This is a genomic window from Paenibacillus stellifer (assembly GCF_000758685.1).
Taxonomy (GTDB): domain Bacteria; phylum Bacillota; class Bacilli; order Paenibacillales; family Paenibacillaceae; genus Paenibacillus_AQ; species Paenibacillus_AQ stellifer.
This window is the reverse complement of record NZ_CP009286.1, coordinates 1656577-1679477: the sequence shown is the minus strand read 5'-3', so window position 1 is coordinate 1679477 and position 22901 is coordinate 1656577. Positions and strand designations below refer to the sequence as shown.

At 44.0% G+C, this 22901-nt stretch carries 16 protein-coding genes and 1 pseudogene; 4 read left to right on the top strand and 13 right to left on the bottom strand.

What is annotated here, in order from left to right; genetic code table 11:
- Positions 1–4: 4 nt before the first annotated feature.
- From PSTEL_RS07585 to PSTEL_RS07545, 8 genes are all read right to left on the bottom strand, one after another.
- Positions 5–3370, bottom strand: a complete 3366-nt coding sequence (locus tag PSTEL_RS07585; RefSeq protein WP_038694508.1) for a DEAD/DEAH box helicase family protein — start codon at positions 3368–3370, stop codon at positions 5–7.
- Positions 3371–4237, bottom strand: coding sequence for a restriction endonuclease subunit S (locus PSTEL_RS07580; protein ID WP_281176782.1), 867 nt, complete (start codon positions 4235–4237; stop codon positions 3371–3373).
- A 24-nt stretch (positions 4238–4261) separates the two neighbouring features.
- Positions 4262–5022 (bottom strand): IS5 family transposase gene (locus PSTEL_RS26800; RefSeq protein ID WP_156996009.1). Its coding sequence is split into 2 segments (ribosomal slippage): positions 4262–4695 and positions 4695–5022, totalling 762 coding nucleotides; the frame shifts between segments, so codons are not numbered across the junction.
- A gap of 29 nt (positions 5023–5051) precedes the next feature.
- On the bottom strand, positions 5052–5399 hold the full coding sequence (locus tag PSTEL_RS07565) for a restriction endonuclease subunit S (protein WP_038694506.1): 348 nt from the start codon (positions 5397–5399) through the stop codon (positions 5052–5054).
- Positions 5396–6850, bottom strand: a complete 1455-nt coding sequence (locus tag PSTEL_RS07560) for a type I restriction-modification system subunit M (protein WP_038694505.1) — start codon at positions 6848–6850, stop codon at positions 5396–5398. Before PSTEL_RS07560 ends, PSTEL_RS07565 begins: the two co-directional genes overlap by 4 nt.
- Before the next feature lie 33 nt (positions 6851–6883).
- The gene (locus PSTEL_RS07555) at positions 6884–10201 is read right to left on the bottom strand and encodes a UvrD-helicase domain-containing protein (RefSeq protein WP_038694504.1); all 3318 of its coding nucleotides are present in this window, start codon (positions 10199–10201) and stop codon (positions 6884–6886) included.
- Positions 10194–13157, bottom strand: coding sequence for a PD-(D/E)XK nuclease family protein (locus PSTEL_RS07550; protein ID WP_038694503.1), 2964 nt, complete (start codon positions 13155–13157; stop codon positions 10194–10196). Before PSTEL_RS07550 ends, PSTEL_RS07555 begins: the two co-directional genes overlap by 8 nt.
- A gap of 38 nt (positions 13158–13195) precedes the next feature.
- Positions 13196–14149, bottom strand: coding sequence for a helix-turn-helix transcriptional regulator (locus PSTEL_RS07545; protein ID WP_038694502.1), 954 nt, complete (start codon positions 14147–14149; stop codon positions 13196–13198).
- Positions 14150–14749: 600 nt separating this feature from the next.
- On the opposite strand from PSTEL_RS07545, the gene PSTEL_RS27505 reads away from it, so the two are divergent.
- From PSTEL_RS27505 to PSTEL_RS07530, 4 genes are all read left to right on the top strand, one after another.
- Positions 14750–15016, top strand: a complete 267-nt coding sequence (locus PSTEL_RS27505; protein ID WP_156995813.1) for a hypothetical protein — start codon at positions 14750–14752, stop codon at positions 15014–15016.
- Positions 15017–15208: 192 nt separating this feature from the next.
- The gene (locus PSTEL_RS07540; RefSeq protein ID WP_038694501.1) at positions 15209–16738 is read left to right on the top strand and encodes a tyrosine-type recombinase/integrase; all 1530 of its coding nucleotides are present in this window, start codon (positions 15209–15211) and stop codon (positions 16736–16738) included.
- A gap of 4 nt (positions 16739–16742) precedes the next feature.
- Positions 16743–17837 carry a tyrosine-type recombinase/integrase gene (locus tag PSTEL_RS07535; RefSeq protein ID WP_038694500.1) on the top strand — a complete coding sequence of 365 codons (1095 nt, stop codon included), beginning with the start codon at positions 16743–16745 and terminating at the stop codon, positions 17835–17837.
- Between the two features lie 12 nt (positions 17838–17849).
- A complete protein-coding gene (locus tag PSTEL_RS07530; RefSeq protein ID WP_038694499.1) occupies positions 17850–18776 on the top strand; it encodes a tyrosine-type recombinase/integrase in 927 nt (308 codons plus the stop codon).
- Positions 18777–18829: 53 nt separating this feature from the next.
- On the opposite strand, the gene darG is transcribed toward PSTEL_RS07530, so the two are convergent.
- From darG to PSTEL_RS28935, 5 genes and pseudogenes are all read right to left on the bottom strand, one after another.
- Complete coding sequence (gene darG / locus PSTEL_RS07525) at positions 18830–19861, bottom strand: type II toxin-antitoxin system antitoxin DNA ADP-ribosyl glycohydrolase DarG (protein ID WP_038694498.1); 1032 nt, start codon at positions 19859–19861, stop codon at positions 18830–18832.
- 12 nt (positions 19862–19873) lie between these two features.
- Positions 19874–20509 (bottom strand): type II toxin-antitoxin system toxin DNA ADP-ribosyl transferase DarT, encoded by a 636-nt coding sequence (gene darT, locus PSTEL_RS07520; protein ID WP_038694497.1) that lies wholly within the window; start codon positions 20507–20509, stop codon positions 19874–19876.
- Between the two features lie 567 nt (positions 20510–21076).
- Positions 21077–21424: pseudogene (locus tag PSTEL_RS07515) on the bottom strand (sigma-70 family RNA polymerase sigma factor); the annotation flags it as partial.
- Between the two features lie 308 nt (positions 21425–21732).
- On the bottom strand, positions 21733–22383 hold the full coding sequence (locus PSTEL_RS07510) for a suppressor of fused domain protein (RefSeq protein WP_038694496.1): 651 nt from the start codon (positions 22381–22383) through the stop codon (positions 21733–21735).
- 107 nt (positions 22384–22490) lie between these two features.
- Positions 22491–22643, bottom strand: a complete 153-nt coding sequence (locus PSTEL_RS28935; RefSeq protein WP_425415276.1) for a hypothetical protein — start codon at positions 22641–22643, stop codon at positions 22491–22493.
- Between the last annotated feature and the right edge of the window lie 258 nt (positions 22644–22901).

Genomic DNA, 22901 nt, shown 5'->3' with positions numbered 1-22901 from the left:
AAAACTAAGCCCCAACAACCTCAGCGTTCTTATTAATCGTATCAATAACACCAATAATTGCTCGTGCATCGTCCAGATTATTACTGAACAGTTCCGTTATACTGCCAACCGAACGGAACGGCTCCTCTTGGAGTACGGATTTTTCAATAATACCGTTTTTAACTACATAATCGATAATCAGCTTTACAAACCGAAGTTGATTGACATTCAATCGGTTTTCTTGCAAGAATACCACAAATGCTTCATTCGCAGCTTCCTGATCAAGCCCCACGACCGTTCGCACAAGCTTAGTTACCGGTAAATCTTTATATTCCCGTTCATAATCCTCTTTGGTTCCGAGTTCTCCCCACAGTATATGTTCGAGTGTCTCCAGATCCTGTTTGGTGATCGGCTTGTTGTTGCGCAGTTTATAGATTGCTAGTTGATCCTTATTGGTTTGCAAATATTGGCTAACTTTCTTGCGATAATTTTGCAGGTCATTGGTATTATAAAAGCCGCGGCTCTCCTCTACAGCAAGCCATTCATCTTTGAAATTCGTATAGTAAATCTGCTGCGTTTCCCGTTCCAGGAACTTAATAAGATCCCTTAAAGCTTCACGTACTTTCTCCAATTCGAAGATGTCCGCTTCTTCCCAGAATTCTACCGCTAGGACCTTCTCTATTACTTCTCGCTGAGCGACGATTTGAGGAATCGTACCCAACTTGGCGAGTCTTTCTGCCGTCTCCATGACTTTGCGAATAGGTTTTACCGATTGTGTTCCCTGAAGCTTAGCCAATTCGATGATCAGCATCATATAGTCAAACCGTTTTGCTAATTCGTCATTGTCTAAAGAAACGACAAGAGGAGCTATATACTCTTTCAAATCTCCCATATCGGTATCGGTTAGGGAAAGCCATGCAGCATCATTTTTGTACTTATGGACATATTGGATATGCTGCCTGATGCGAAAATGCTCCTCATTTAATGCACTCACGCTATCCTTCAGCCGATTCACCAAGTCCGTACGATGTGCGATATACTCCGGTTCTTGATAACGCAGTTGCTGAAGTTCACGTACAATCTGGGTACGAACATTAAATAATTTCTCCGATAAAGTCTCGGCAATATTGGTATCCTTCCCTTTTGGATTTGCCCGAAAAAACTCAAAGTTCCGGCAGAAATCAAAGATCAAGAATTCCTTTTTGTCCTCACCAATACCATGAAGATCTTTACATAATCGTGTCCCACAACCAACCATCTGCCAAAACTTTGACTTCGAGCGTACTTTCTTGAAAAATACCAAATTGACAACCTCAGGGATGTCTACGCCCGTATCCAGCATATCTACAGAAACAGCAATTTGAGGAAGCTTGCTCCATATGGAAAAGTCATCAATCAAGGATTGATAATAATTCGTTTTGATATCAATGACCCGTGCAAAATGCCCCTTCAATGTCGGATACAGGCTATCGAATCGCTCTACGATTGCAACCGCGTGCCGATGGTTTTTGGCAAAAATGATGGTCTTGCCCAGCTTGTCTCCGCCTTCAACCTTCAGCCCCCGCTCCATAACTAACTGCAACACCCGGTCTATCGTATCCTGATTGAACAACCACTCATTGATCGCTGCACTGTCAATATCCCGCGGTTCCTCTTCTTCATCCTCCAGCAGCACTTCTTCGTATTGCTCTTTTTCCTCATCGGACAGATCATCGTAGCGGATGCCATCGTCCATAATCTTGGTCGTTGTTTCCACGGTACGGTAATCCACCAAGTGTCCTTCCTTGACTGCTTGCTCCAGTTCATAGGCAAAAGTCGGAACGCCATTTTCCAGACGGAACACGTCGTATGTATTTTTGTCCACTTCGTCTTTAGGAGTTGCTGTCAAACCTAAAAGGATGGCATCAAAGTAATCGAATATGGCCTTATATTTCTTATAGACGCTTCGATGCGATTCATCAATGATAATCAAGTCAAAATGACCAACCGTAAACAGCTTTTTGCCGTCCTTTCGCTTGGCCTCGTCGATTGCGTTCATCATCGTCGGGTAAGTAGAGAAAACAATTCTCGCCGTTTCCGGATTGTCTTTGCTATCCAGCAAGTTGCACAGTGTCATATCGGGCAAATATTGACTGAAGCTGTTTTTGGCTTGACGAACCAGCGTTGTACGATCAGTAAGAAACAACACATTCTTCACCCAGTTATATCGGCTAAGCACATCAACTATGGCACTCGCGGTGCGGGTTTTGCCACTGCCTGTCGCCATGACAAGTAAAGAGGTCCTCTGTCCTTTGTTTAATGCATCACAAACCGAGAGGACTGCTTCATGCTGATAAGGACGATTTACAATGGAGTTGTTGATTTGTACATCCTGCAGCGGCCTGCGGATCGAGCGCCTGGTTACGAGCAGCTGCAGCTCATCCTGACTGGCGAAACCGGATACTTGCCGACTGGCATAGTGTAGATCATCCCAGAAGTTCGTTATAAAACCGTTCGTATAATAAATGACCGGACGCTGTCCGTACCGTTGCTCCAAACCATCCGCATAAAGCTTCGCTTGCTGCTTGCCTATATTGGGATCAGAACTTGTCCGTTTCGCTTCCACAACGGCAAGGGGCTTCCCGTTCTCACCGAATAACACATAGTCGGCATAACCGATCCCTTGTCCGTTTGGCATACCTTGGACTTCAAACTCTTCCAATACATTTTGCCGGAATATCCATCCTGCAAGCTTTAGTTCGAGATCAATATACCGTTTGCGGGTCTCATATTCACTGATTTGATCCGGCGCAAAGTCATACTCCTGAGTATTCTGTGCTTTGCGTTCTGTCAGAAGCTTCCGAAGCTCTTCGTTTTCTTTAATCAGATCTTCCAGCTTACGGTCCTTTGAACCTAAACGGTCGTATAAATCCTGGAGTTCCTGAGGTCTTACTTTCTCTTGGTGCTTGTTCTCTTCCAATAAGAGTTGCTCATCAAAACTTCTCGCGGTATACTCGACCGAATAGCAATAATCGATCCAGCAGATGAAGTTATGCAGGTTACGAAGTGACAGAATTGCTTCGCCGCGACTGATCGTCGCATTCGAATGTACAGCGGCATTGCCTAGCTTCGTGATATATTTCAGCTGAGGTAACATGGATTGATCGATTACGCGGAGAAAAGTTACATCGTGAATCAAGCTAGACAGATTATCTTGATAGGGAACCTTCAAGTCGCTATCATAGGTAAACAGCCATTTTACAGCAAGTTCCAAAGCCCGTCGGCACAGGATAGCACTGGTCGCCGGACTGACAACCAGTGCTTTCTCCGCCTCTACACATGCACCTACAAAGCTGGCATATGTTTTATTTGCACTGAGAAACATAAAATTTGATAACTGTACATCGCTCATCTAGACCGCTACACCGTCCTTCACTTTCAATTCGCCCTTAAAAGCTTTTTGAAGCAGTGCTTGGAAGTTGGATTCTAGGTCCTTCAATTCTTGCTGCATCTTGGACTTCAGCTTATCGATTTGGCGCACGTAGTCGGCGAAGCGTTGCTGGAGATCAATCGGAGGCATTATAATGGGAAACTCCTCCAAATGCTCCTTGTTAATTTGCCTTTTGTCTATTCCTCCAACACACACTTCCCTTATATAATCCCTATACTCATCCGTAATCAGGATATAAAGAACAAATTCATGTATAAATCCTTTTTTCAGCCTTACTAAATATACATGTCCATTTATATTTGCGCTATCATCCTCACCTAAAAATAGGGCCGCTCGCCCCAGACTGCTATTCTCTGTATTAATACGACCAGTTTTTGTTATTAATATGTCCCTGTTTTTTACACTGGTCTGACTCATCTTCCAATGTGTCTGTTCATCGATATAAGCAACATCATCTAGCTCAATTCTATTTTTCCAGATATTCTGGCTTCTAAAAAAAATAATACCCTTATCGACATATACTTGACTTCCACCTTTCGGAGTATTGCCACTTAAGATCTTTGTCGATAAACTCTTTAATTTTTGTACTTCCCATCCCATAGGGTTCGTCACCGGATTCCCAAACATATCCATAAACACAGCTTGAACCAATTCATTAAGTTTAGCTATAGCTTGTTTGCGTTTATCAACCAAGTATTGAGCCTTATCTAATATATTAGCGATATACTCTTGTTCCTTAAAACTTGGTAATAAGATCTCAATTCTATTTAGTGCTGATTTTGTTAATTTTCCTCTTGTAGTCCCTGTTATAAAGTTCGATAAATCAATGTAATTTAGGGTGTGTATGCAAACCTAAGCAAGCCATATCATAATGGAGGCCAGGGACAAAAAAGCCATAAAGGTACACGCCAGCTTATCATAGCGAGTAGCTAGTCGACGATAGTGTTTTAGTTTATTGAAAAAGCACTCGATCAGATGACGCTCCTTGTAAATCTCACGGTCCCATTCCAGGGGCTTCCGACGATTTTTCTTACTTGGAATCACACAGGTCGCAGTCTGTTCATCCAATAGACGGCGGATTCGGTTGGTATCGTACGCTCGGTCAGCCAACACTTGCCTTTTCGTTAAGTCCATTTGTTTCAATATCTCATAACCGGTTACGGAGTCATGACAATGGCCTCCGGTCAGCACAAAGCGCAGTGGGTTGCCCAGCGCGTCAACGACTGCGTGGATTTTGGTTGTTAATCCGCCCCGGGACCGCCCAATGGCTTGCTTAAGGCCCCCCCTTTTGCGCCCGATCCATGCTGATGGACACGGACAATCGTGGTATCGATCATGACGCTTTCCTCGTCGGGCTCTGCGGAAACATGCTCCAGAATACGGTCCCAAATACCGGCCATTTGCCAGCGGCGGAATCGACTATAGACGGTAGACCAAGAGCCGAAATATTCAGGTAAATCCCGCCAGGGGGCACCTGACCGTGCTACCCACAGCATGGCATTTAGCATTTGACGATGGTCTTTCGGGGGTCTCCCTCCTTGTGGTTTTCTCTCCGGCGGTAGCAGGTCCTTAATGGCTTCCCATTGGTCGTCACGGATTTCATATCGATTCATCATACCTATGATTTACCCATTTTATGGGGTCATAGTTTGCATACAGGCCCTAGATAATACATTAGAAACTTTAAACTAATGTCCTTCTTTGCGGTTAAAACATGGGCATGATTATTCACCCAGCAACGCTCATCAACTATAAAAGCACATTGTTGGTTATAACCCCAGCTACCTCCATCTTCAGCAATACAGAGTATAGTTTCATCAAAGATGTATTTATCAACATAGCTTAACACTCCGTTTGCACCTATATATGGATATCCCCCCTCACGTTTCATTTTATTTCGTTCTCTTTCATTTAAAGGAATTCTCTTACTATCTAGATTATTTGTTATATCCCCAAGTTTCACCCTTTTTGTACTGGTTGTTATTTTCATCCCAACAACGCCTCCAGTTCCTCAAGCCCCTCAACAATTTCATCCTCTATCAACTTGATTGAAGTAAGTATCACCTTCGGGTCCTCGTATTGAACTTCCACATGCTCAGTTTCCTTGTAGCGATTAATACTCAGATCATACGCATTATTACGGATCTCATCTACCGGAACTAGGAAAGATTTATCCGTGCGTTTGCGTTCCATCTCTACATCTTTATTGCCAAATCGCTCAATAATGTCGGGTATATCATTGGCCTCAATGGAATTTCGCTTGTCGTCAAGCGAATAACCGTCCGCTTTCATATCATAGAACCATACGTGATCCGTCCCGCCAGCACCTGTCTTGGTGAAGATCATAATCGCTGTCGAAACCCCAGCATACGGCTTGAAAACCCCGCTTGGCATTGAAATTATTGCTTCGAGTTTGTGATTCTCAACAATTTCCTTACGAATATCTTTATGAGCCGTACTGTTCCCGAATAAAACACCGTCCGGCACAATGGAAGCGCAGCGTCCCCCAACCTTGAGCATACGCAGGAATAGAGAAAGGAACAGCAACTCCGTCTTTTTTGTGCGGGTCACACGCAAGAGATCCGCTGCTACCGCATCCGTATCAAGCGAACCTTTAAAGGGCGGATTGGCTAAAATTAGTGTATATTTGTCTTTGTCGGTATTATTTTCATTCAGGGAATCGCGATATTCGATATTCGGATTATCCACCCCATGAAGCAGCATATTCATGGCCCCGATGCGCAACATCGTACGGTCCATATCGAAACCATAGAACATATGATTGTTGAAATGCTCCTTCAAACCCTGAATCAGAAATAGATCGGCATGATGGTCACGCAAATATTCTCCTGCAGCAACCAGAAAACCCGCCGATCCTGCAGCCGGGTCACAAATGATATCTTCCGGTGTCGGTTTCATTAAAGCGACCATCATTTCGATAATGTGTCTTGGCGTACGGAATTGGCCGTTCGTTCCAGCTGTAGCTACCTTGGATAATAGATACTCATATAAATCCCCTTTGGTATCCCTGTCCTTCATATCAATCGTATCAATGCCCTCGACAATGCGTACAAGCATATTGGGAGTCGGAATCATAAAGATGGCATCGCCCATGTATTTAGCATAGGCTGAATCCTTGTCTCCATGAAGTGACTTAATGAACGGAAATACTTCATTGGAAACAACATCATACATACGCTGCGGATCAAGATTCTTAAAGTGATTCCAACGCAAATACTGTTTATCACTTTGAAATAGTCCGGTAAACGGTACCGACAGCAGCATGGACTCATTTTCCTTACGTGTCTCGGTTTCATCCAGACCTTTAATGAATAACAAATATGTAAACTGTTCGATTACGCTTAATGGATTGGTAATGCCGCCGGTCCAGAATGTCTCCCAAATCCGATCTACTTTTTGCCTTAATTCACCTGTAATCATAACGTTCTCCCCTGTATGTAGATTCTTGTCTAATTATACAACAGACTGCCCTAATGTGACATGTTTCTGCAGACTAACAAAATATAATCCTGCTTCCTTCACCCGATATCCGAACGTCTCAGACCAAGCCAAAGCATACGCCTGAACTTGAGGCGCATAGAAGTGGACAAACTGCTGCAATTTGCCTTCGTCAAGCTGATCCGTCTTGAAGTCGACGATCACCCAGCCATCCTCTTCTTCAAAGGCAAAATCTATTACACCTTTCACCAAGAGATTTAAGCCGTTATTGGATTGATGCGTTAATGCCGCGGCGACTGTTTCGGATATTGCCTGTTCGGTTGCGTGAAATGGCGTTGGTCCCCCATTTCTCTGATGCATCATGATCGGGATCTCAAACAACCGCTGCTTCGCTCGCTGACTCCGCTGCCAGAGTTCACTGTCTAGAACTTCTTGGAGTATTGGCAGAGCATCTCCCGCATCCTTCTCTGCTACCCCTTCGACCTGGCAGAGATATTGAACGTACGCGGGCAATTCACTCATCGCAAGGCCTTTTCCAACCTCCTCAAGCCCCTTATGGATTACGCTGCCGAATGATTGGCCCCTCCCATTGGCTGACCATTCTGGTATTTCTCCCATGCTCTTCGTCAGCCCCGTAACGGTTGCTTCCGCGTAAGTAGGCTGGCGCAGCTGATGGAACACCTGCTCCCTCTGAGCCAAGTATGCCCCCAAATCAATAGATGCGATATCTCGTTCCAATTCCTTATCACTCTCACTGGTCCCGGCATTCGTTTCCGGAACCCCCCACTCCCGGATAAGCTCCATCCCGTCCATAAGCGAGCTCCATGGGCACTTGGCCGGTTGTTCGGGGTAAAGGCTGACAACCAACATTTGTTTTGCTCGTGTCGCTGCGACATAGAGAAGACGATCCCGCTCCGCCTGCATGAAGGCTCGCTCCCGCACGCTCATCGATTCCCAACCTACCGGCTGGGCAATCGTTTCCTTCTGAAATCCTTTCGATTGCTGGATCAGGAAATAGCCCGCGGCCTCTGTCTCCAAACGATCAACAAACTGGTCAGCGTCATGATCCTTGTCTCCGCAAGGACAAGCGAGAAACACGACAGGCGCTTCCAGGCCTTTTGCCTTATGGACGTTCATGATCCGTACCGCTTGACCTTTGCCCGTATAGAGACTGGCAATTTCCATCCCTTTGCTCTCCCGAATGGCCAATATCGCCTTCGCCAGTTCATGCCAATCCGATGCAAGCAAGGTGCCACGCTGCAAGAGCTCCAGCATCTTGAGAAGAGTTCCAGAACGATTGGCACCAGCTTCTTGCACCGTGGAATAAGGTAAAAGACCGGTGTCCTCTATAATGCGGTGTAGGGCTGCCCATGCAGGCATTTCCTTGACCCAGCCGGCATATTCCCGCAATTTCCGTAATGCAGCGGTAACTGGATTGCCCAGTTCTTCTGTATCCTCCGGCAGCCGATAGATCGACCAAGCATTCCCTTGAGCGCGATACGCTATCAGTTCCTTGTCGCTAATACCGAATAGAGGCCCGCGCAAGACACTCAGCATCGCCACTTGGTCAGACGGATCGGCCAGATAGAGAGCTAATTGTCCAAGTGTATGAAGCTCCGGATATAAGGCGGAGCTTCCGACCGTTTCCGCGGCTACTCCCCTCTTCTCCAGCTCTTCCGCGTATAGGTGCAAATAATGCCTTGTTCTTGTCAAAATCAGAAAATCACTGGGCCGCGCCTCTCTATACACCCAAGCTGTGCCATCCCGCTCCTGAATATGCATATTCCCATCTCGGCAAGCCCACGCAATAGTTGTGGCTATACGCTCTGCGTCAACCGCCGCTACTGCATCCTTGCCTCCCGGAATTTTCGGATACGTAAGCGCATAGATCCCGTGGTTCGCTTTCTTGCTTACTTTGGGATTGGGTATATTCGTTTCCATCCGGACATACGCCGCTTGAACCTCGCTTTCCTGAACGGGAAGCTTGCCGACGAATTGCCCATTCACAAAATCGCCGATCGCATCGCCGGATCGGAAATTGCTGGTTAAGTGAAGAACATCTCCACATGCGTGAATCCTCGATTTCACCTCGTTATAAATGGAAATATCCGCGCGGCGGAAACGATAGATGGACTGTTTCGGGTCTCCTACGAGGAACAAGGAACCCGGCTTTGGAGTAAGCTTCCGCCAATTCCGTTCATTCCGATCATCACCGGCCCCCGTTAAGAGAAACATCATTTCCGCTTGGACCGGGTCGGTGTCCTGAAATTCGTCGACCATTACCCGTTGGTAGCGCCCGGCGAAAAACTCTCGAACCTCCGGGTAATCACGCAGCAGACGGCATGCATTCATCAGAAGATCCTGAAAGTTCAGCTTCCCTTCCTGCAATCGCCGTTCTCTGCAATACTCCAATGCAGGCAAGACAAATTGAATGACCTTCGGATACAGATATTCCCGCCACGATTGAAGAAAGGGGAACAGGACCGTGATCTGCCAATCATGAAATCGTTCGGAGATGGCTTTGGCTTGCTTCTTATCCGTCCATTTGTATTGCTTCACATCCAGTTTGAAGTCAAACATCTTCGCCAGCGTAAGCATCAGCATATCGTCCTGCTCATCCGACAACCGCAGCATACGATTAGCAGCACGCAGTTTGGCCTGAAGATTATCCCAACCCTTCTCCGGTTCAACTGTCGGCATAAATCGGCTTGCTTCTTCCATCATGGGAAGCAGCGAGAGACGGATCAGGTTGAATTCAGGACGTTGGACCGGTTCGCAGGGGATTTGGAGGTCCGTAAAAAAGGATACCCGATCATAGACATTCTTAAGAATGCTTACATCAATGTCCACCTCGCCAAAGGATGCTAGGGCTTCAGGATCTCCCTCCTGCAGCCGAATCAGATATTCGTCCCAGCATTGATCGTGGAACGCACGATTCATTTCATCATCCATTTCTTCGAAAGAAGGGTCCAATCCGGCCTCAATCGGACGCTCCCGAAGCATGGAGGAACAGAACGCATGGATCGTTCCGATGAAGATTTGGTCCAAATTGGCCAAGGCTTCTTCCAATCGTCCTCTAGTTTCGCCTTCAGCATCAGCCGCTTTCCGCTCCAAAGCAATACGGAAACGCTCCTTCATCTCATCCGCCGCTTTATTCGTAAAGGTGATCGCCGCAATCTGCTCGATCTTAGCCATTCCGGTCTCGATGAGCGCCAGCAATCGGCCGACCAAGCTTGTTGTCTTGCCTGATCCTGCACCGGCTTCTACCAGAAAGGTCGTGCTCAGTTCCTCTAATATCCTCTTTCTGGCTTGTTGATCGGATGCTTCATTCAATGTTCTCCACCTCCAGCAGCGTGTGCAGCAGCTCCGAATTCACTTCGTCCTTTCGCTTATCGGCCAGCAGTTCTGCGTGCTCTCCGCATACAGCCGCGTAGTCGCAATACCGGCAGATCGCGGGATTTGAAGCTGGAATAAACAGACCCTGTTCCATCGACGAAAGGATTCCCCGGATCACCTCGGTGACTCGATTCCGCTCGGTTTGCGAGCGCGCAATCACTTGCCCGTGCCCCCGTTCACTTGGAAAGACGTAAGACGCTTCAAGCACTTTTGCTTCTGAATCCACACCCGTTTGCCGCATCCACAGCTCTGTCCCCATCGCGTATAGAGCGTGTTGCAGCTGCGTGCCGCCTGCGAACATGCCATTTTCCTTGTAAGACCGAGGACTGCCGGTCTTATAGTCAATAATTAGATATTGATGCGGCGCAACTTGATCGATCCGGTCGACGATTCCGCGCAGCGTAATCGCCATGTCCTCGCCAAGCTCAAGATGCAACGGCTGGCCGTCTACGATGAGCTCTTGTTCGAAAAACCGGGGGGCCGTATTAGCCTGCAATTCCATGCGATAGAATACTTCAATATCCCGAAGCATCACTTGCCGCTCCCTCTCAAACACATGAGGGCTCGGTGCTGGAATCCGCTCGGCATATAAGAGAATCGTCTCCTCCGCAATACGAAGTAAACGGGCATGATCGTGTGTAATAGGCATGACTTTACTTGCGCTGACTTCCGTCATATAACGACGATAAACCTCGTGCAGCAGCGAGCCTCTTTCATTCGGCTTCAACCAGGAGGTACGATCAAAAGTCACCTGATCTTTCACGCGAATCCTGAGCACATATTGGAAAAAGTAACGCATCGGACATTCCGCGTACTTCTCCAATTGACTTGCGCTAAGCGTCCGTTCTTCCCGACCTTTCCAATAATCAGCCCATTCATCCCCCGCTATATATCCGTCATGCTCTGTCACTTGCGAGTTGGTACGCGCCTCGAGTGCAAGTCTGCCTTGACGAAAAGAAGGATAGACCGACTCGATGAAGGATTGCCGGTCCTTCATAAGGTTTACATTCGAACGGATTTGTCGGAAGACGTAATGAGAGCCGTCTAAGGGCAGTCCATTTAGCTCAGTAGAGGATGGCTGTTCTACATCCAAATACCCGACAGGTTCGCCTAAGCTCCGATGCAGCATCTCATAGTCCGCATTCGGTTCTCCGAATACTTTCCGGAAGACCTGTAGAAGTTGAAAAGCCGGGCTTGCTGTCGCTCCTTCTGCCAAGTCATACGACGAGAAGCTGCATGTGATATTGCCGCTTATCATCCCAAGCCGACCATCACGAAGGCGTTGCCGATCTCTTTGTCTCTGCACGGCTGTTTGAAGCCCGGCACCGATCCGTCTGCACTCTTCATCGAGAAGCATGGGATTTTGCCTGATATTCCCGGACCACGAATGTTCATCCATCCCGAGAAGAAACGTCTGTTTCCTCCCGCTGATCCCCCCGTTCGGCAAACTCGATATGTACAGGGATCCGGGCTTATGTAACCGCTGCACCCCGACTCGAAGTTTCTGCAGCATGTCTCGGGCATACAAGAGCATTTGCTGAAATGGCATCAAGTCCGGAACAGGACATTCCTGCAGTTCATTAGCGATACCTCTCATTTCTTGCAGGACGATCGTATCATCTTCTGTTCCAGAGACACCAACTCGATCCAAGACGTTCACGAGCCATCCCCAGATTCCCTTAGGAGAGGAGAGCGCCGCTTCGTCTGGAAACAATCCTACAAGGAGGTTTGTCAGATGCTTCTTGATCTCGTCATCCCGTTGTTGTTGTTCCGTCTGCTCCCGCACTTCGGGTCTTTCATTTGAATCCCCTTGGAACCGGACAACTTCTGACCTTAGCAACTTGATATACCGTTCTTTCCCCCAGCCGATTCCGCTTTTCTCCAGAGCTCGAATACAATCCGCATTCGTTATTCCTTGCTCACGATCGGAGAACGTAATCAATTCCTGCTGCAGCATCGATACGAGCGGCCGCACCTGATAACCGGACTCCAGCCAGTTCAGCAGGAAATGGGCGGCTCTTCCCAGTCCGGATGTAATCGCAGGCAGCCCGTCTGCGAAGGAACAAGAAAGACCTAGAGAAGCACACATGGTCGAAATGGCCAGCGTATATTCTTCATCCGGGACGATCATCTCCACTTCATCCAATGGCATCCGGCCCTGAATAATTCGTCTCAATGCTTCGCGAACCTCCGCCATCCTTCCGGTCGCATGATAGAACTGAACCTCTCCGAACGGCAATGTGGATTGAACGTCAGTGAAGGAAGAATCCGCTACAATCCTTGTCATCCGTCCATTTGACAACCGCTCCATCATCCGGGCGGAAACCGGTGGAAGCGGCATAGGGTCTGGCAGAATAAGCTCCACGTTTCCCTGCAATTGGGTTGTTATGTGCGACAAAAGGCCGGGGAAATCGGTCCAGCTCCGCTGATTCAGAAAGCGCTCATACGCTGACAGCACCTTTTTGACATAGTTGCCTTTTTGCTGGCTCAACAGTTGATCGCTTCGCAGTTCTTCTGCTTTTACCCCGGCACGGCGTAAATCCATAATGGCTTGGTGAACATGCATCACAATACCAGGCTTTACTTGATCCATGGAGATGTAAGTATCCACATCGGAAGCCATTTGTTCCATAATATGATGTACAATCCAAAAGGACCGCTGATCCCCGATTAAGGTCATCCCTTGTTTATACAGGGAAAACTCAACCTCACTATTAACAAAAGTTTGAACCGTATGGACCTCCGTGTTCATTACCGGTCCTAATTCCCGATATATTCGCATCAACCAAGACTGCCCTTCCATGTAGGAAGGAGCAATCACAATCTTGCGGCGAAAAGGCTCTTTACGGATTGCATCATATAAACGTTCTAGAAATGTGCCTTCTGTTTTCACAAGGGACACCTTCCTTTCGGTTTAACGCACATTTGCACTTACTGTCCATACAACTGTCCCCAACGCTGCAACTGTTCCTTAAATTTCTCACGGACAGATGCAGGTTTTAAGATCTCCGCCGAAGGTCCGTACTGAACCACCCAGTTCATAAATTCGCGCTCATGGTTGACGGTTACTTCGAATAATAAGCTGCCGTCTGACAGATCGGTCATCTTCGGTCTCACGAACAATTCTTCTTCCTTTACATAGCGGGCGACATCCGGATGGAATTTAATCTTGAAGGTGATTAAAGAATCCCCGCGTTCAATGGACCAGGTGTGCTTCATGTACTGCGCGATGCTGAAATCGCCCTTGTCAAAATGATTTCCTGTCAGCTCTACATGCCGGAAACGGCTGATGCGAAATGTACGAATCTCCCGCTTGGCACGACAATAACCGATCAAATAAAATCGCTGATCCCTTGGAACCAGGTAGTACGGATCAATTTCGCGCTCCGTCAATTCATTCCGGCTCTGGGTATGGTAAACAGCCCTGATCGTCTTGCAGGCGATAATCGCTTCCATGATGGGCAGCAAAAAGTTGGCATTGTTCTCCCGATAAGCCGGGGTGCCCATTTGGATCATGTCCGCGACATTTTCCAATGTATCGTACCTCTTCCTGGTTTCTTTCACATGAGTAGCCATCACCTTGTCGTAGGCGGATTCAAAGCCTGGAGGCAGTTTGCTGGTGTCGAGCACGGATGGCAGGACAGAAAATACCAACGCTTCCTGCTCCGTGAAATTCAGCGGGTACATGGCGAAATTACCGACAAAACGGTACCCTTTCCCATACCCCTCGTTCGTGATCGGTGCGATTAAATCCAATATCCTCAAGTCTCTGTAAATCGTTCGATCCGTTGTCTCGCATTTATCCGCCAGCTCCTTGGCTGAAATCCCCGGATTAGCCTGAATGGCAAGAAGCATTTTAAAGAGTCGTATTACTTTATCCGTCATGCGATATCTCCTATCTTGGCGTATGTAATGTAAATCCTTATCATAATTGGAATTCTACTTTTTACCTAGTTCTTCCTGCCTACAAGGAGAAAACGCAACGTTCTCTGTCGTTTTAATGATGTACACTTCCTCTAGGCTCGGCGTAAGTTCAACAATTGCCGTATCCTTAACGACAAATCGCACCATGCCGCAAACATGATGCTCAAACCTATCATAAATACGGCCGCACTGCGGCATCCTTTCGGTACTGTATGTGGGCTGTTGGCGACATAACCGATTTTGCCCAATGGGATCATATCCACCTTTATCGCTTCATGGTCAAATCAGCTCCGTAATAGTGCTGCGTGCCTGTAATGGCGACATAGATCGGTTGGTCCACTGTACTCACTCCCGTATGTCTTTCCTCCATTATGACGAATCAAAGAGACAAGAGATTGTCAGCGAATGTACGTTCTAATTTTTTTAACGTGGGGGCATTGACAACAAGTCCTACTATCTTTTATAGTATGAAACATAGGCAGAGTCATAGGCAGAATTTTCCCCTGTTATACAGGTATCGCGGAGAATTCCTCTGCTGAATTCTTAATAGTTCAACTATTAATGAATATAAGTCTCTGGCCACGCGGCGAAAGGGATCCAATTTTTCCACAGGTAACTGTGGTATTTTGGGTCCCTTTTTTGTTTTTCTATGCCTTTTTGAAAGAGGTAATGTTTATGGGGCTTGTTTCACCTAAGGTAATCAAATGTTTTAAAGGCAATCATTTTCAACATAATGTTCAATCTGCAATTAGGGCTCTTGCTGCAAGTAAAGAATCAAAAACAAGTGGAATGAATACTTCAAAAGTTAATCATGTTTCAAAACGTTAATAGCACTGTTGTTACCCATTTTCGAATCGGTAATCTCGACAGTAGCTTTCGACTTCAAAATTTCAATTGCTGACAAGAGTGACTGTTTATGATTATCCCCATAAATGACTCTAATTTTGATTGGTACTGCCTTTGCCACTTTCTCACCTCAGTCTTATTAGCTTTTTGAAATCAAATTAAGGAGGTCCCGACATGGATAAAGATCCCAAAAACGCAATTAATGAATTAATTAGCAACCAGAAGCCACAAAACGAACTGTGGAAAGGAACAGAATTATTTCTGTGGAATGCTTCTTCCACAGAAGAATTTATAAATGGAATAAAAAATCCTCACGATGTGCATCTTACAACTGACGCCGTATGGGACGTTAGTAAGAGCAAAGTGAGGAACATTATGGATACATTATTTAATTATGAAGGTTATGACAACTCCACTGATCTGCCCCACACTAAAGGGAACATCGCTGATTGGTTGTGGGAAAACAGAGTTCAGCCAAGTATCAAATTGGACAAAGTGAAAATTTATTTGAAACGGATTCAGACATCAAAGGCACCGATCGAACTTTACGATTTCTACGAGGAAGCACTGGAATTTCAACAACAGATCTCTACATACATTAAAAAGCCGATTTGGCAGCTTAACGATCTTGATATTACAGAAATAAACTTTCAGTATTGTCTGAAAAACGTCAATTCAGACATAAAGAAATTCTTTCTCAACCAAATCGCTAAATTGTACTTCCCAGGAAGAAGATTCAATATAGTCAAGCAAAACAAAAGGATCCTCTCTAAACTAGCCGATCATGAACTGCATCCATATTTGAAAAACTTCAATGACCAAATTCAATCAGAAGGTCGTTCCGGAGGATATATAAAAGATATTAACCGCGACGTAATGTTGTTTTTAAACTGGCTTGTTAACAATTACGCTAGTTTCAATGATTTCTCACCGAATGCAATACCTGTTTGGTTAATCGAAAGAGACCATATTTTAGAGTTTGAAAATTACCTTAAACGTTGCCATTCAAAAGGCCTTTACAGCGAAATAACGGTTAGCAATAAATTCTACTGTGTGATTTCGTTCTTTAAGTATCTGTATGACAACAGAATTATCCCAAAGAATATCGGTTCAATAAGAGGAATATCAGCACAGAGGTATCTTCATCGTGATATCCCCAATAAAGATCAATTATCAGATTTCTTCAATACTATAGCTAGATACTCGGATGATCCTGATTATGATATAGCTTTTTTTGGATCCTTGCTGCATCTCGGACTACGATTCTGTGAAGCCGAGCGTCTAAATTGGGAAGATATTAATTTTCAAGCAAGGATAATCAAAATCCGGGGTAAGGGCAAAGCTGGGAAACCTGTACCATTACACTTGCCGAAAAAACTTTATCAATATTTAGAATCCCTATATAAAGTTCGTACAGACGAGAAATCTGTCTTTAAGGGAAGACAATCTAAAAAAGTTTTATACGGAAAAATGTTAGATAAATACAAGTTATATTCTTTGATATCCGGTTGGACATTCCCCGGAGGTCTTCATTTGTTCAGGCACACATTTATCACCAAACTGAGTCTTAGAAAAAACGTACATCCGCAAATCATCAAACGTCTAGCTCGACATACCAGACTTGACACGACCTCAAAGTATTTACATAGGCAAAATCAAGAACTTAATGATGCAATGCAAAAAATCGATTCTATATGGAGATGATTTCATGTTCAAGGTAGAAGGTAACTCACCTGTCGCTAATCTGATGGTCCACTTGCAAAAACTTGCTGCGACCAACAGTCATGATCATATGAGACAAGCTTTAGAAAGAAGCAATCTTATTTTCGTTGAAGAACCAAATGAACGGAAAGATGTAACGTTTGAGGAAGCCGTAAATTGGTACTTACAAAGCTCTGAATTCGGACGAAAGAGTGAAGCTACTCAAAAGACATATCGTTCTGAATTGAACCAGTTTGTTTCATTTGTCGATTCGCTGCCGGAAACTCCATCTTTGCTTTCATTTGAGAAGAATCCCAAAGTACTACTTGATTACCTTAAGCCAGTTAAAACCCAAAATACGCGATCAAAAAAAGCTTCATTTTTAAGGGACTTTTTCACTGTTACCTTCACACGATTCTTTGAAATAGATATTAAAAAGATCAAGGAAACCTTGATAGTTGACGTTGAGTTTGATGAAGATCTTCCAAAGGCTTTTACGAAAGAACAAGTAGAGGAAATTATAAACTTATCGCGGCTGACCAACGATGGTTTTAGAAACTTTGTCATCTTATGGACTTTTCTTGGCAGCGGTATTCGCCTTAACGAGTTGACTCAACTTCAAATCGGGGATATTTGCTATAATTCTCAGAATATAAAAGTTCGTGTTAAGGGGAAAAAGCTTCAAAAAGTTCCTCGGCGGATTACAGCTACATCATTAGAGCTTCTTAGAAAATATGTAAGTTTTAAATACGGGTCACTTAAGGGTCAGCCTAATTATACTGATTTGTATGTTTTTTCAACGGATAAGGGAGTTACCCCTATCAGTGATAGTACAGTCCAAAAGATGTTAGATGGGTTAATTTCTGAGGCACAGACCATTTCTCCAGAAGAGAAAGAGCGATTATCTGTCCATTCTTTACGTCATTCTTTCGCATTGTTCGCTTTAGAAGAGGGCGTGGATCTTGTCAGTATTTCGAAACTCCTTGGCCATAAATCATTAAAAACAACAACCATTTATTTGCAACTCTTTAACAGCATGCTTCTACAGGCAATCGAAAAACATCCTTTCGCTCGCTCGTTAGCGGCAAATTTATTTGATTGAGGTGGAGACGGAATGACGCCCTCTGGAATTGTATTCGACTCTATTTATTTTAAAACTTGGAGTGAACACTCTGGCTTAAAGAAACCAGCATGCTCAGCAACCAAAAAGGTTCTCGCCACACTTCAGGAATTTCTTTTGGAGAACGGTTTCGAAGGCAATCTAGATTTTGACCGATTCACATATTATGTTGAATCAAATGATTTTGAACCGATTAACAAATCGTTCATTGATCAATTTGTTCAGTATCTTATATCATCAAATCCAGGGCTTTCAAATAAAACCATTTACAATAAAATTAGTTCATTAAAGAGCTTTTTCAACTTTCTTGATCGAGTAAATATGATAAGCCACAACCCCATGGCCCATTATACAAACAAATATTATGAACGAAATATAAATATTAATTTCTTGACTGAGGTTGAGTGTAAAGACCTCCTGAAAGCAGCCCTTCTAGAGGAGCCCTTCTCCAAATATTACTATCTGTTGATTTGGACAGCCATTACAACCGGACTTAGAAACAATGAAATATGTTGCCTTTCATTTGAGCAGATCAACTTTCAAAATAATATGGTGATAGTTAACAAAGGTCAAAAAACAAATGCTAAGGGGATCGCCATTCCTGGGTTCCTAGCAAACGAACTGAAACACTTCAAACAATATAAGGAGACCATTGAAGAAGATTTTAGTCCATATGTATTCTCAAGAAAAAAACGTAAACTCTATAATAATCAAATGGTATCTATAGTCAGATCTATATCAGAAAAAGCCGGGATTAATAGAAGGGTCATTCCCCATGATCTCAGAAGAACTACCGGATTTCTGATGCTTAAAAGTGGTGCAAACTTGAGAGCAATTCAACAACAATTAAGGCATGAGTTGTTAGGTACCACGTTGGAGTACCTCTCCATTTCGGATAGTTTGATATTAGACGAGGATTAAAAAAATGCCCTTCCAATGCTAAATTGGACAGGGCATTCATATCGTTTGTAGGATTAATCTAAGGCAGTTAAATGTCTCCAAGCCATCTCGATATGTGTATCTTTAAAGACATTCTTCTTCCTTTCATTCCAGGCTTTAAAATGATCAATCGCAATCTTCACATTATCTCTGGAATCAGGAAAATGCTTAATAATCCAATCGGTCGTAGCTAGCAATTCAAGTCCGTATGGGGTTTCGTAACCTTCAATTATTTGTTTGGTATGCTGAAGCCTTTTATCCGTGCTCCCATCATTTAATTGACTCAGAAAGCCTTCAGCTTCCCTTGTTACTTCAGGTAAAAGATATATCTCCGCATCCCGATTTCGATCTCCATATCCCCGTATATAATGCCCTTCAAGTCTTTGAAGAACATGATTTAAATTGTCAGCATACGGTCCAAACTGAGCTTTAACAAATCTTAGCTTTAAATCCTCTCCACTCTCTTGCAAAAAGTAAGCAAGTTTCTGTATTTCCAACATTGACAGTTTGTAGCCCGGTGCAGCATAGAGATTCATTAGCATTATAAGCAAGGCTCTAGCACGAGTTAACTTCGGCTTTTCGGTTCCAACACGCATTTTATCAGGCTCTGGACTTCCAATTGGCGGGTAAACCATAAATAAAACCTCAGGAACTTTCAATGCCGCTTCCTCAATTAGTGGCCGAACGTCTTCCCAGTTCAAACCACCATTACCGCAGCCTAATGGAGGGATTGCTACTGATCTAATTCCATACTCTCGAATTATCTCAATAAAATCGATTAATCCAGACTGTATGTCTTCAATCTTTGACTTTCCTTTCCAATGACGCTTTGTTGGAAAGTTAATGATGTAACGAGGATTAAATATAGACCCGGTATCAACAATAAACATTTTACCTGGCATTACCAAATTGTTTTTGCACGCTTTTTCGTACTCTTTAAAATTACCAGGATAGGCCTGTTTAAATTGAAGTGCTATCCCCTTCCCCATTACTCCTACACAATTCACTGTGTTTACTAAAGCCTCGGCCTCAGATTCCAACAAGTTACCTTTTTTATACTCAATCACAATCTCACCACCTTAGTAATACCATTCTCTGCGTACCTCAACAGGTATATTAATCGAGTTATTACGCAAAATTTTAAGTGCCTCACCCTTGTAAGTTTCATTAATTGCACCAATTTCAAGTATAGAGTCAATGGGAAAAAACTCAAAAGCCAAGAACTCCGCCTGGCGTTTCCGTTTTCTGTCAGGATATTCAGTAGTATCATACCAATATTGGGACCTCATTATTCCCCAGTCAATTTGCTCTAAATCAACCGGGTCATTGTAAAATTCGGAATAACTCATGATCGCATGTCCATCTGTAAACACGAATGGGATTTTCTCTGATAACACTTGTTGTACCGTTGATACCAAATATATAATTTGATTTTGACCACCTTGATACTGTGGCACATTTCCTTGATTAATTGTATACAACATTGGTGACCGCGGCGCAAAGTAAAAAGGAACATAATCATGTAGATTACCGTATGGATGTATTGGAACTTGTTTTTCCGAGCGTCTAGATTGAATTTGCTCATAAGCAATATTCACGAAAGAGCTTTCGTGCTCGTGTAATTGGTTTATACAAACGAGACCATTATTGTTAAGGATCGAATGTAAATTCCCAATACTCGTTATATGATAAATAAATGTTGGATTCGGCACCATTTAGCTACACTCCATGTCTAATCACGTTAGAGTGTTATTTCGACAAAGGAAATGAATTTCCTCCCAGGTAGTAACAGAATATATGTTCGTATTGATTATATTCGAATGATTTAATCAAGTCAAAAGTTACTGATGATGTTATTCGAAGAATTTAACTCGGAATTACTCCATGTCATCAGAAATATGTAATTCACGTTGACACACATCACATTTAACAATTAGATATGTGCCTAAGCCCGAGGGGATAAAAGTAAAAGCGAATTTAGCCCCGCTTACGTCAACTGCTTTACATTGGTCCCATTGATTAATTCTTTTCATGATTTCTTTACTTATTGTAAATGTTAAAGAATTCTTTAAAACATTGCGAAATTCCTCACTCTTCAACTACGTTCACCTCACACATCCCTAAATTTACTTTGATGTGAATTTATTATACTCATTACTCAAAAGCCACGCTTATAAATTTCATTTGAATCAAGATCCTTGATCCTTTTCAGTACATGTAAAAAGCCACATGCTCTGATGTGGCTTAATAAATGAGGGCTGAAACACAATGCTCACTTATGACATTAGAATCTCGTTCTCGATACAGCGGGCCGCGAAGGTGGCGAGCTTGGTCCCTTTGTTCGGGCGGTAGCTCTCGATCGCTTTGATCAGCCCGATGGTGCCGATGGAGATGAGATCCTCCATGTCCTCTCCGGTATTGTCGAATTTCTTGACGATATGCGCAACGAGCCGCAGGTTATGTTCAATCAGCATGTTCCGGGCCTTGGCATCTCCTTCCGCCATTCTCCCTAAGTATCGGCTCTCCTCTTCCTCCGTCAGCGGCTGCGGAAACGCATTGTTCCTTACATACGATACCAGCAGCGTCAGTTCCTTGATCAGCAGCGCGATCGCGCTTAAGAATCCGGACACCTTGGCGACACCTCCCGCACGTGTACAATGAAACCGGTCAGCAAGACTTACGGGTTCACGGTCAGTTCATTGTATGTGGGCAGGTGCCTACAAGTGCCAGTACCGCTAAAAACAGCGGCAAAAAACTTCAATAGCCAATCATCCATCATCATTCAATTACTTCAAATAGAGTCGCTTCTTCGGAAGGGCAGCCTGACTTGTTGGTTCAGTCCGCGAATGCCACGCAAGTTTTTTAGGAAGGTGCAGACCTAGCCATATCACAACCCTTTCGCTTGAGTTACGGGCTGCAATTCATAAGGTCGAAGACATTATAAGAAACCAAACACCTTTTTACAAGAATTTTTACGCGAGATATTAACTACCTCAGTTGCTCCTATTTTATTTAGTTTGTTGATCAGAGCCTCTCCGCCATTCTTCATAGTGAAATCAAGTTCTTCCTTATATAAAGGAACCAAATTATAGAACCGTACTTCTTTGTCGTCGGAGATATTAAAATAAAAGAAATCAGATACATTCTCTACTTCCGGAACCCAAATTAACATGCTCTGAAACTTTGCAGTATCACAATATGGCTGTGCCGGATTCCCATTCGTGACAGTATGACCTAAATAAAGCCAAGTGTTGTAGTCATGCGGAAATCTCGCTGCCTTCTTCAATGCTCGAATGGGCCAATAATTTCGTTCATCCTTAAAATCCTCATCTGACAGCTTCCACGTAGGAGGCAGGGATATCATAAGTTCAGCATATCGATATTCTTCCGCTCCAGCAGGAACTGTCATGGGAAACTCGCTCATCCCGCAAGTAATTAATGTGTAATAGTTCCTTTGAGGCGTCGGCGCAACAACCAGAACATCTATTGACACATGATCGGAAACAATTTCTTTGAAAATATTTGAGACTGGGCCTATGTATCTCTCAATATGGTTATGTAAGAATTCAATGTTCTCTTGCGTATACATCAATTATCCTCCTCGCATATCATAAGCATTTTCACTACCATACAGAAAAAAATCCATATTATCAATAATATAACATATACCATTTCACCTTCAGAAGACAAGTCTGCTTATTGGGACCGACTTATCGCTCCAAATAGCTTGTCTTCCAACTTCCGGCACGGTATTAGATTGGGACCGAACATATACTGATCTTCGATCTCCCAAGCAGCTGCATCCTGGACGAAATCATAGAATAACGGATTAGGAGACGAATGCCCCAACAACCGACATGACCCTGCTATAGGAACAACGATTCTATTCCGCTCCGCTAGAACAGCCCGTATAACCTAGTTTTAGGATACAGATAGACAATCTTTGGGTGTAAAATGGAGTAAAGGAGGTATTCATATGGAAAATATATTGCTTGTGGTTAGCCTTATTTTGAATATGATTGTTATTATCTTACTGATGTTTAAACGTACTGATAGTGGAGCTACATTACTGCGTCCGGAAATTCAACAACAATCCAGGCTCACAAG